Raw genomic sequence first — 11041 nt, forward strand, 5'->3', positions numbered from 1 at the left:
ACGTTGTTTTAGTCTGTCTCATGCTTCACTCCATAAGGATGGAGGTGAGCAAAGTCTCTCTTAGCCCAGGCTCAAATCTGTGCCATGAGCGCTGACGTCAGACACGTCAGTATGATTTATATTATGGTGGTACCGTTCTATGCCCACTTCGCTGTTTTACATTTTTTAGATGTTAGTGAACGGGTCGATATTCCCTTCTTAAATTTTGTATGGAAGGTTGTGAGTATCACTCTAATTCCAGCGACCTTGGGCCTGCTGGCCAACACTTTGTATCCTTCGATTGCAAATAAAGTAAAGGGCATCGTAAAAATCGGTGGCACATCTGTTCTGGTCGTCGCTTTTGGTGTTATCCTTGTGGATCAGATCCCGGTGTTGAAGCTACATTTTAGGGTGCTTTTCGGTATAACCTTAGCGATGAATTTGGTGACGCTAATTGCGGCAATCGCCTTGACAAGAATGATGAAGTTGGCCCCAAAGGAAAGAGTTGCTATTGGGATTGAGCATATTATGCGGCAAGAGGGAACCGCAATATATATTGCTGTCACCATCTTCGCTAGCCGTGAAATGTCATTGCCGATGATAATGAATACGCCCGTCGCGCTTATAGTGGGTATCGCCCTTGTTGTTGTGTCTCGGCGGTATTTGAATAGAAAACTTTCAGTATCAGTTTAATTATATTTATTTAAAATTGGGGCGACATCCTCTGATGGGACTGAGAATAAATATTAATATAGATGAGTTTGACGATGACATTACCTGATAAATACGACCCTGCGGAGACAGATTTTGATCTGTTTTCTTCTCCATTCTATCTAATTGCTCACGCCGACTTCAAGTATCATGAAGATCTCGATAAGGCGATTGCCAAACTTGGTGTGGACCGGGTCACTTATCGCTTATTAACGGTGTTAATGAGACAAAGCCCAATGAACATTAAGGAACTGTCAAAATTCGCTCTCCTTAAACGCTCTACAGCAAGCCGTGCATTAGTGCGATTGCGTAAAGAGGGGTGGATAAACCAATATCTTGAGGAGGCGGATAACCGAATAACGAATGTCGAATTAACTCTTTCTGGCCGTGATATGGCAGAGAAAGTAATGAGACTCGGTAGCCGACAATTGCATAGAGCCGTGCAGGGGTTGGATCAAGAAAACCTGAAAGAGTTGACAGGGTTGTTGAAGCATTTGGTGAATAATTTGAGTAAGTTATCGATAGAGTAATTTAGAGCTGCCGCCTCCCAGTCATAGGGTGAGGGATGATTCTATTATTATATCAGGGAAATTTTACTGCGGATCTAATTTCCTCAGGGCGTTGATAATCGACACTTAATACAACCGTGTTTGCGGGTATATATAGAAAATTTTAACATGGAATCTCACTCTCGCACTTTTGCCCGTGATACACTATGGGAGCACACGTCTCCCCCTGGTCCGAAGCTTGGCGTCTTAACTGAAAACATTAAATCAGATGTTGTAGTCATAGGGGGCGGTGTTGCTGGTTTATCTACGGCACTTCATTTGGCTGAAGCGGGCTGTTCTGTAACCGTAATTGAAGCGGCAGAAATAGGCGGCGGCGCAACGGGTAAAAGCGGTGGCTTGATGGCACCTGATTTTATCAGGCATGGGCCCGATGACATTGAAAAAGACCTTGGAGAGGAATGGGGGCAACGCCTCATTCAAATGGTTGGCCGATCTACCTTTCAATGCTTCGATCTCATCGAAAAGTATGGCATTTCCTGCGATCATACCCGTGACGGCTTTTGGACACCTGCACATAATTCAGCGGTAGCTGATCGATTAGAAGATAGAGTGCACCAGTGGAAGGTCAGAGGCTTTAACGTAGAATATAAGTCAAGAGTGGATACTTGTGAAAAGCTCGGAAGTACGAAGTATTGCGGCGCAATGTATTTTGCTGACGGGGGCGCAGTTAATCCTTTGGCTCTGGCTAGGGGGTTGGCAGACGTTGCGTTAGCTAAGGGAGCAAAAATCTATGCTCAGAGTCCTGTTACGCAGATAAAAAAGCAGCCCGGCGGGTGGCGTGTAATTACGAAGCACGGCGTCATTAACGCCAATAGAATTGTTCTTGCTGCTAATGGGGGGAATGCCGCATTGCACCATGCTTTGAAAAAGACCGTACTGCCACTTGATGTTTATGAGTATGCCAGTGCGCCTTTGAGTGACCTAACTCGCTCAAAAATTCTGCCTAAGGGCGGATCATATACAGATAAGCAGCCCTATATGTTCACCGCTCGCTATGATGCTTCTGGACGCCTCATCGCGGCACTGCCTGATTTCTTTATCAAACGTAGTGAGCGCGATCTTATTCAAGAGGCGAAGGAACGTTTGCAAGACCATTTCCCAATTTTAGAGGGTGTTTCCATAGAGTATATTTGGAAAGGTAGGGCGTGGTTGAACTCGTCGCTACTTCCAAAGGTATATGGATTGGAAGAAGGGGCTTATGCTATTCAGGCGTGCAACGGTCGAGGGCTGGCTAATAATATCGTTCTGGGCAAAGAGTTGGCCGCAGCGTTAACTTCCGGGGACATGAATGAACTGTCCGTCCGTGTCGAAACTGCGCGTGGAATAAGAGGCTTTTTCGTTGCCAAGTACACGCCGTCATTTTTAATGGCCTTAGCATATATGCGGCACAAATTATTGACCCTCCGGCAACGCCGGAAAGATAAGTAGTTTCGTCGTCATCAATGTATAAATAATGAGTACAAAAAGGTAGTAAAATGAATAAATTTCGTAAATTATTGGTTGCGGCTATGTTGCTGGCTAGTGTGATGCTTGTGGGGCAAGCCACAGAGAGCATGGCATCTGACCTCAAAGTTTCAGATAAAATGGTTGACGAGCGGGCGGATAGCGAGCTTGTTTCCATGTTTATGTGGTTGAATAAAGTGTATGTCAGTGATGAGGATTTCACTGAGGAGGGGTTTGCACAGTTTTTTACAAATGATATTTTGTTTGTTGTGAATGGGCAAAAACGGGAGCGCGGCATTCAAGCTCTGACCAAACGTTACAATGACTTAAAATCACGATATGCCTATATTGAAATTCTTTTTCCGTTCCAAGAAGAAGAGCGTGTTGGAAATAAAATTTATACTTATTACATTAATCGTGGTTGGGAAGATGATGCAAACCCGATCGAAATCACCACCCATGTCATGGGATATGTTGAGATTAAAGACAATAAAATTGCCGTGCTAAACTTCTTGTTTGCAGACCTCGAACCCGAAACGTAAAAGCCTTTTCTATCGCGTAACCACAAACGCAAACGTGTAGGAAAGCCCCATTTGTCTCTAATTCAATTTGGTGATTAATCAGTTTTAGCGACAAGTCTTCCGCTATTTCTATTGGGAATGTTTTGAATAAAGATGGAATATTGAAAAATGAAAAATATTTGGAAGTTAAGTCTTGCTGCCGTGCTAGTAATGGGCGTGCCAAGTATGGCTAATGCAGCAGAGCAGGCCACTGGGTTTGCAAATGAAAAGGTCGTTGAGCACGAAGCCAGCGTTCTTGCGGAAATGTTTAACTGATTGAATAAGGTTTATGCCAGTGAGCAGGATTTTACCGAAGAAGGATTTTCACAATTTCTCCCCGATGACATCCTTTTTATAGTAAACGGTAAAGAGAGCGAACATGGTATTGCTGCCGTGACGGAACGCTACAATAAATTAAAGGCACGTAAAGCTCATCTCGAAGTAATTCTTCCCTTTCAAGAAGAGGTGCGTGTTGGCAATAAAGTTTTTACTTACTATCTAAATCATGGATGGATGGATAGTGAAAAACCAGAGCTAATTGTTACTCATGTTGCAGGTTATATTGAATTGAATAGAAACAAAATTAACCTGCTAAATTTCATTTCCGTGGATGTTGAAACCCAAACGTAGTGCATTCAGATTAGGGATTAAATATTGGGATTTTCCAGTCAGCAAAACTTGATATGAAACTGGAAGTTTAGATCAGCGCGTTTTAGTCAACCTGCTCTTTCGGGGCGGTCAACCTCCTTTTTCCGTCACGCGTGAGGTGTATTAGGGGCATTGTCAGCTAAAATGTCTCTGAGTGTCCTTTAGAAATGAAGTCACATCTTACGCCACAATCATTTCACGCCATTCGGCGAGAGAGGCCTCGCGCAGTGCTTTGAAACGGAACCTGCTTTCGAGATGTCACTGGTGATTGAAGTGGTTGTAGATTGACGCGTGTGTTGAGGTGAACGTCTGTAGCGTCGAGGTTCGCCCAAACCGTATCATGGCTCGTTCTTGTCGTCTGAATGGTTGGTGCAAGTTCTCCGCTCGATTGTTCTCATATTGTTCGGTGTTTTGAGGTTCTTGATTGCCAATATCGCGCATGGCCTCACCGTAAGACCGGAGTTTATCTGTGACGACTATTCGGGGTCGTCCGTACCGTTTCATCGCCTTCTTCAAGAACCGAAGCGCCGCCAGTTTATCGCGTTTCTTGGTCACAAAACACGCCAGCACTTCGCCTTCATGGTCTACGGCCCTCCATAGATAATGCTGGCCCCCGTTGATTTTCACAAACACCTTATCGAGGTGCTATTTCTATTGCGTATGTCCACGCAGGTAGGCTGATCGTTTCGACCGGACCTGCTTTGCAAAGATTGGCGCGAACCGATCGACCCAAAGCCGGACGCTTTCATGCAAACGTCAATCCCGCGCTCATGAAGCAAATCTTCGACGTTTCTAACGGAGAGCGGGAACCTCACATAAATCATCACGCCCGCTGGATGATTTCCCGAGACGTTTTGAAGTAACGAAATGGGTTTTGGGTCATGGAGTGACCTTAGCACATCGCTTCAAGCGAAAGTTCCCCTGACAATGCCGTGACTAGGCTATTGCCCTAGAATTACTTCGCGAAGAACCTCAGTTAGCTCAGGCTCGAACATCTGCCATGAACGCTGACGACAGTCATTTCGCTGAATTGAAGATAACTTCCCGCAATAATGTCTGACACTTTTACTCTTCACGGAAAGTTCGACCTAGCGCAGTCGTAACGGGCTTGAGAATATAACGAAGAACCGTTGTTTCGCTGGTTTGAATAAAACTATCTGCGGGCATGCCGGAGAGAACCTGAACTGATTTAGCCCGCTCCATTTCTGACTGGGGCAGAGTGATTGAGACATTGAAATAGGGTTTTCCTGTTGCCGCATCCGTCAGCATATCGGCGGATATTTTTGTGATCTCTCCATTGAGCTGGGGCACGGTTGAGGGGTGAAATGCCGATAGGGTCACGACCGCTTTTTGTTGGAAACGGATTTGGTCAATATCTTTTGGGTCAACCCGCGCTTCCAAAATCAAATTCCCGCCAACAGGGATAATCTGCATAATTTCTTTGCCAGCCGGAATAACCCCGCTTTCCGTTGTAAATTGCAAATTGTGAACGACCCCATCTATTGTGGCGCGAATTTCTGAGCGTTGTTCAATATCTGCTGCCCGCGTATATTGCTCACGCACCCCGAAAAGTCGGTTTTGTGAGTCTGACAAAGCCTTTAGAATTTGCTCTTGGCGGTCTTTATCCAATTGATTTCGGCGTGACTCGGCTTCGACAATTTGTTCTTCATACCGTGAGAGTGTGGCTTGCAACGCGGCCATGCTTCCGCGGGCCGATGACAAGTCGCGCTCGACGGCCGTAACCCGTTGGATCGAAATTGCATTGGCTCGCTGAAGAATGCGGAGTCGGTCAAGATCTTGTGACAAAGACTGAATTTCAAATTCCTTTGCGTTGAGTTGGCTTTCCGCAGCTGTAATTTCATTCCGGCTTTGTTTAATCATTGAAACAGTTTCGCGAAGGCGGCTGTCAAACAACTCCCGACGTGCTCGGAACAATTCCGCCTGATCCGTCATAATCGAGCGGACATCGGGACGGGATCGATTGTCCCGGATTATTTTTGGCCATTGGATAGAATCGGTCCCGTTGCGCTCTGATTCTAGTCGCGCCACTTCCGCATGAAGGGAGACATCTTGATGGGTTAGGTTGATGATTTGTGCGTCGGCAATCGTACTATTCATCGATATCAGCAGATCGCCCGCCTTGACACGATCTCCATTGGAGACATGGATGGTCTTGATGATGCCACCATCCAAATGCTGGACGGATTTAGGTTTGCCTTCAACGACAAAGAACCCGCTCGCCACAACGGCGCCGTGAATATTGGTCAACGTGGCCCAAGCGCCTAATCCAAATACGAGCACGCCCAGAATGATGAAACCTTTGATCAAAGGTTTGCGGTAGCCTGTTAAGGCCGCCGCGGGTCTTGTGTAAGTTTCTCGAGGTTGCTGTTGAGGCTGATGTTGAGGTTGCCGTTCAGGCTGTGATTGAATTTGCTGCTGCGGGTGTGGATGTTGATGACGCGGCGGTCCCGGAGGCGTAGCATGATGCATCTCCCTTGCGGGCGCATAGGCCGAAAGGGGCCTGTACTGTCGTCGACCAAAGCTCATGACGCGCCGCTCGCGCGTTTCAAAGGTTGAGCCCGTGGAACATTGAGCGCGGTCGGGTACGGATTAGGTGCCAATCCATGCGGGAGGGGTTTAGATGGTTGCATGACTGCAAAATTTTGCGTCTCTGTTTGGGCTAATTGAGACGGGTGGGTCTGTCGTGCTAGCGGATGAGCTCGCGGAGTTGCGTCGGGTCGAAGAAGAGGTGCAGACGTGTTTTGTGATGGGTTCGTCGTCGCTTGAGAGGCTGGGCGGCTCGATTTTCCGCCTTTGCCATTCAGCGCCCCAAGAACACGACGCGTATCGCCAAACATTGCTTGCTGGCCCTGCTTAAGAACCAGAACCTTATTCATATCTTTGATCGCGCCAATGCGGTGGGTAATGACAATAACGGTATTGCCCCGTTCACGAATGCTTTTGATCGCATTGGAGAGGGCCGCCTCGCCTTCGTCGTCCAAGTTCGCGTTGGGTTCATCCAAGACGACGAGACATGGATCGCCATATAAGGCCCGAGCCAGGGCGATACGCTGTAACTGTCCCCCTGAAAGTACCGCGCCACCAGCGCCGACAATCGTTCCGTATCCCTGTGGAAGGGTAAGGATAAGCTCATGCACACCGGCCCGATAGGCCGCTTCGAGAACCTGATGTTCAGAAGCGTGAGGATCAAAACGCGAAATATTCTCTTTAATCGTGCCGTCAAACAATTCGATCGATTGGGGCAGGTAGCCAATATATTTTCCAACGCCCCCATGAGTTTGACTGGCATGCCATTGTTGGAATGTCGCGCCGTCTAAACGGACATCGCCCCGTTGAGGGATCCATATGCCGACTAAGAAATTCGCGAGGGATGATTTGCCAGACGCGCTGGGCCCGATAATCCCCAATCCATCCCCGGGGTAGAGCGTAAAATTCAACCCCATCACGATAGGGCTTTGTGACCCCGGCGGCCCTCCGGCCATGTTTTTAACCTCTAACCAACCTTTTGGCGCGGGTAGGTTCATATGGGCAGGTTTACTATCAAGCGCGCGGTGAACGTCATCCAGTCTCTGGTATGATGCGCGTGCAGCGATAATCAAGGGCCACTGCGAAATCAAAGTTTGGGCCGGCGTCAGCGCACGACCTAGAATTATCGATCCCGCAATCATCGACCCTGGCGAGACTACCTGATTGATCGCCAGCGCAGCTCCGATCCCTAAAATACTGGACTGAAGAAACAGACGAAAAGCTTTTGAGAAGGCCCGGACGCCACTCACGCGATCACTGCCAAGCGTGGCATGCGTCGTCGCCTCGGCATTTAATGTATTCCACCGATTATAAAGATGCCCCTCCATCCCCATCGCTTTGACCATTCCGGCGTTGCGCGCCGCTTGCTCCTCAATGGCCTGCCCTTTGATTTTACTATCGCGCTCATCCTGTTCGGGAGATTTACCCAAGATTTGCGCGTAGACAGCACAAGCGATGATCACGGCCGCGCCAAAAACGGCAAATAAGCCCATCGTCCAATGCAGCAGGAAAATAACGCCCAGATAGACTGGCACCCAAGGCATATCAAACATAGTAGCCATGGCGTTACTGGCGAAAAATGTTCGGATCGTTGACAAATCCCGGATCGGAACACTCGCTTGTGATTGACTGCGCCCCAGCCCCATCCGCATGGAAGCTTCGAATGTCCGTTCTGACAGTTTTTCTTCAACGCTGTTAGCAAAGCGAGATAGAACTTTGGACCGCACACTCTCAAGCAACCAGACAAAAATATACAATGTGCCCATCAGCAGAGACAGGGACACGAGCGTGGACATGCTCTGACTAGACAGGACGCGGTCATACACTTGAAGCATGTAAAGCGGGCCGGTCAGCATCAGCAGGTTAATGAAAAAGCTAAAGACGCCCACGCTAATGATCGCGTCCTTCATCGTCGCGATCTGCATTTTTATGGGAGACAGCTGGCTGATTTTGGGCTCTCAGAATCGTTCGCACGCTCGCCGTGCCAATAACGTCGATAAATTAACCAATAAGCTTAACGATCTATAAATATCGGTTAACGAATTCCCTAATGGACAGTAAACTTATCAATTATATCTGGGATCTTCATGGTTAGCCGATTGTTAACCGACGCAGCTTAGCGCGACTAAATCCGTCCGATAAAACAGGCTTCGTTAACGATCTTCTACAAAATGCCCAGCAAACCGTCTTTGAAATACGCACTCTGCTTTGCCATATTCACTGTTCCAGGATGTTCATATCTTGGTTTGGGTGGGCCTGAAACGACACGTCCACATGTGACCCCAGCACAACAGGGTCAATATTACCCTCAGCAGGCCCAGGTTTATGCGCCATGGGCCGTGCAATTCGGGGCCTATGCGTCTTACACCCCGAACCAAGGTCATTATCAGGCGCCTAGCCCTCGCATTTATGGGACATATCAATCGGGTCCCATTACACCAAGGTCACAACAAGCTGGCCCGTCCGCAGGGACCTATTACCATCCCCCCATCGCTCAAAATAGGGTGGCTCAGAACAGGCTGGTTCCGCCTGGATCATCAGCATTCACGTCGATGCAAAATGCGTTAGGCCAAAGCAATTTGATTGAATCCAAACGGCTTGAAATGCGGGAGGCCCAAGAAGAGTATACGCAAGCGCGCGCGGCGAGTTTACCACAGTTCAGTTTTAGCGGTTCTTTTGGCTATGCGAATCGCCAGTCAAACTCGTCAGTCGCCTCAATCAATGATGTGTCGACCAGTCAGGAAACGGGAGGCCTTCGGGCTGGCGTGAGCCAACCAATCTATACGGGCGGCCAGATTAAATCTCAAAAACGCCGGGCCAAAGCCGGTATTACTGCCGCAGAGCAGGATTTACGCGCGACAACATCTGACGTCGCTTTAAGCACAATACAAGCGCATTTGGACGTCATCCGTGCGAATAATGTACTCGCTATCTTCACGCGCAGCGTGGCGAATCTCGAAGCTCAGAAAACCACGACATCGTTATTATTTGATTATGGCGAAGCGACGATTGCTGATGCTTCGCTCGTCGAAGCGCGCCTTCAATCCACCAAGGTCGAAGCCGGGCAGGCCCGGTTGCGCTTGACGGAAAGCCTCACAAATTACCAATTTTTGACGGGGCAGAGGGCCAATAATTTGACCCCTCCACCCTTTGTCAATCTACCACCGACACTGGATCAGGCTGTCAACATTGCGCTGGTGAAAAACCCTGATGTTCTAAAAGCGCGCGCCGAATGGGATGTCGCGCAGAACAGCCTCAAAATTGCCAAGGCGCAACGGTTGCCGAGCCTGTCTCTGGATGGAGCTGTCTCTGAATCCTTGGGTCAAAGTGATTTTGTCGCCAGTAGTTCAGCTGCAACCCTGTCGATGAATTTGCGCGTCCCGTTCAGTCTGGGTGGGCAGTATAAATCACAGATAAAACAGGCCACACACGCCTTATCGCGGCGGAAATTCGACGAACGTCAAACGATGGTAGAGTTGCGACGAGAGATTACTTTGAAATGGAATGGGTTGCAGACTGCAAGTGACTCAATCAATCTTCGCCACCAAGAAATTGCAGCTAACGATGCGGCCTACAGGTCACTCCAAGAGCAATTTCAGTCCGGTGTGACGACACAATCAGAATTACTATCCGCCGAAAGTGATCTCCTCTCTGCCAATATCAAGCTTGAAGACGCAAAGTATCAAGAACAGTTTCTGCGCGCGGAACTATTGGCCTTGCTCGGAAATCTCGACATGGCCGGACATAATATCTCTACCTCGAATAGCTATGTTGAGGCTCCGTTGACCAATCATATACCCCGATCCCGTTATTAGGGTCTTCCTATATATTCAAATGTGAGCTTATAGAAAAAACCCACCGCCCTGAAGGACGATGGGTTTTTCTACTTATGTCCATATTTGGACTTGGGTCGAAGGACTTTATCCCAAATCGTCGGTTGGGAAAAAGTCATCTGCGTCGCTCAGATAGGCCGAGGCGTCATCATTCAGCTCATTCACGACGAACTCGCCTTCTGAGACCGTCAAAGATCCGTCATCAAGGAGTTCAACCTTACCGTTTGAACCGCCTTCACCAAATCCGCCATATCCATAGCCGTTTCCGCCATGCATATCGACCTGAACATCAGGAATCTGACTTGTCGAGATTTTACCGTCTCCATTGTCATCGAAGGCGTCTGAATACCAGGCATCTTCCGCGTGTGAAGCCGCCTCTCCATCTTTGCTCCATTTATCCGGCGCGGAATGATAGTCATCCGTGTGCGGATCCGTTGGATGCGGATCATGCTCGTAATCCCCTGAGCCGTTTCCAGACCCCTTGCCCGAGCCCTTACCGGAACCATAACCTGAGCCGTTTCCAGACCCTTTGCCTGAACCCTTACCGGAACCATGACCTGAGCCGTTTCCAGATCCTTTGCCTGAGCCCTTACCGGAACCATAACCTGAGCCGTTTCCAGATCCCTTACCGGAACCCTTACCCGAGCCCTTGCCTGAACCCTTACCAGACCCTTTGCCGGAGCCTTTGCCTGAACCCTTGCCTGAACCCTTGCCTGAACCCTTACCGGAACCTTTGCCTGAGCCCTTGCCC

9 protein-coding genes and 2 pseudogenes are annotated in these 11041 nt (G+C 48.6%); 7 read left to right on the forward strand and 4 right to left on the reverse strand.

All coding sequences use genetic code 11. The features are described 5' to 3' along the window. Positions 1 to 84 precede the first annotated feature (84 nt). The 6 genes from IE105_RS14980 (at position 85) to IE105_RS15005 (ending at position 3892) form a co-directional block, all read left to right on the forward strand. On the forward strand, positions 85 to 672 hold the full coding sequence (locus tag IE105_RS14980) for a hypothetical protein (RefSeq protein WP_189499701.1): 588 nt from the start codon (positions 85 to 87) through the stop codon (positions 670 to 672). 74 nt (positions 673 to 746) lie between these two features. Then, positions 747 to 1220 carry a MarR family winged helix-turn-helix transcriptional regulator gene (locus tag IE105_RS14985; RefSeq protein WP_189499702.1) on the forward strand — a complete coding sequence of 158 codons (474 nt, stop codon included), beginning with the start codon at positions 747 to 749 and terminating at the stop codon, positions 1218 to 1220. A gap of 147 nt (positions 1221 to 1367) precedes the next feature. Beyond that, positions 1368 to 2687 carry an NAD(P)/FAD-dependent oxidoreductase gene (locus tag IE105_RS14990; protein WP_189499703.1) on the forward strand — a complete coding sequence of 440 codons (1320 nt, stop codon included), beginning with the start codon at positions 1368 to 1370 and terminating at the stop codon, positions 2685 to 2687. A gap of 47 nt (positions 2688 to 2734) precedes the next feature. Next, positions 2735 to 3244, forward strand: coding sequence for a hypothetical protein (locus tag IE105_RS14995; protein WP_189499704.1), 510 nt, complete (start codon positions 2735 to 2737; stop codon positions 3242 to 3244). A 147-nt stretch (positions 3245 to 3391) separates the two neighbouring features. Further along, a complete protein-coding gene (locus IE105_RS15000) occupies positions 3392 to 3538 on the forward strand; it encodes a hypothetical protein (RefSeq protein ID WP_189499705.1) in 147 nt (48 codons plus the stop codon). Beyond that, a complete protein-coding gene (locus tag IE105_RS15005; protein ID WP_189499706.1) occupies positions 3539 to 3892 on the forward strand; it encodes a hypothetical protein in 354 nt (117 codons plus the stop codon). Positions 3893 to 4090: 198 nt separating this feature from the next. Here the strand turns inward: IE105_RS15005 and IE105_RS15010 are convergent. The 3 genes and pseudogenes from IE105_RS15010 to IE105_RS15020 form a co-directional block, all read right to left on the reverse strand. Then, positions 4091 to 4734 (reverse strand): annotated as a pseudogene (locus tag IE105_RS15010) (IS6 family transposase). A gap of 241 nt (positions 4735 to 4975) precedes the next feature. Next, on the reverse strand, positions 4976 to 6238 hold the full coding sequence (locus IE105_RS15015) for an HlyD family type I secretion periplasmic adaptor subunit (protein ID WP_189499707.1): 1263 nt from the start codon (positions 6236 to 6238) through the stop codon (positions 4976 to 4978). Positions 6239 to 6453: 215 nt separating this feature from the next. Beyond that, on the reverse strand, positions 6454 to 8367 hold the full coding sequence (locus IE105_RS15020) for a type I secretion system permease/ATPase (RefSeq protein WP_189499708.1): 1914 nt from the start codon (positions 8365 to 8367) through the stop codon (positions 6454 to 6456). A 642-nt stretch (positions 8368 to 9009) separates the two neighbouring features. Between IE105_RS15020 and IE105_RS15025 the strand changes: the two genes are divergently transcribed. Then, a complete protein-coding gene (locus IE105_RS15025; protein WP_267904698.1) occupies positions 9010 to 10272 on the forward strand; it encodes a TolC family protein in 1263 nt (420 codons plus the stop codon). 105 nt (positions 10273 to 10377) lie between these two features. Here the strand turns inward: IE105_RS15025 and IE105_RS15030 are convergent. Further along, positions 10378 to 11041 (reverse strand): annotated as a pseudogene (locus IE105_RS15030) (hypothetical protein); the annotation flags it as partial.

This window comes from Algimonas arctica (assembly GCF_014652695.1).
In the GTDB taxonomy this organism is placed as follows: domain Bacteria; phylum Pseudomonadota; class Alphaproteobacteria; order Caulobacterales; family Maricaulaceae; genus Litorimonas; species Litorimonas arctica.

Coding starts and splice junctions, on each gene's coding strand:
- IE105_RS15020 (WP_189499708.1), bottom strand. CDS start 8,367: ATGAAGGACGCGATCATTAGCGTGGGCGTCTTTAGCTTTTTCATTAAC.
- IE105_RS14995 (WP_189499704.1), top strand. CDS start 2,735: ATGAATAAATTTCGTAAATTATTGGTTGCGGCTATGTTGCTGGCTAGT.
- IE105_RS14985 (WP_189499702.1), top strand. CDS start 747: ATGACATTACCTGATAAATACGACCCTGCGGAGACAGATTTTGATCTG.
- IE105_RS15025 (WP_267904698.1), top strand. CDS start 9,010: ATGCAAAATGCGTTAGGCCAAAGCAATTTGATTGAATCCAAACGGCTT.
- IE105_RS14990 (WP_189499703.1), top strand. CDS start 1,368: ATGGAATCTCACTCTCGCACTTTTGCCCGTGATACACTATGGGAGCAC.
- IE105_RS14980 (WP_189499701.1), top strand. CDS start 85: ATGAGCGCTGACGTCAGACACGTCAGTATGATTTATATTATGGTGGTA.
- IE105_RS15000 (WP_189499705.1), top strand. CDS start 3,392: ATGAAAAATATTTGGAAGTTAAGTCTTGCTGCCGTGCTAGTAATGGGC.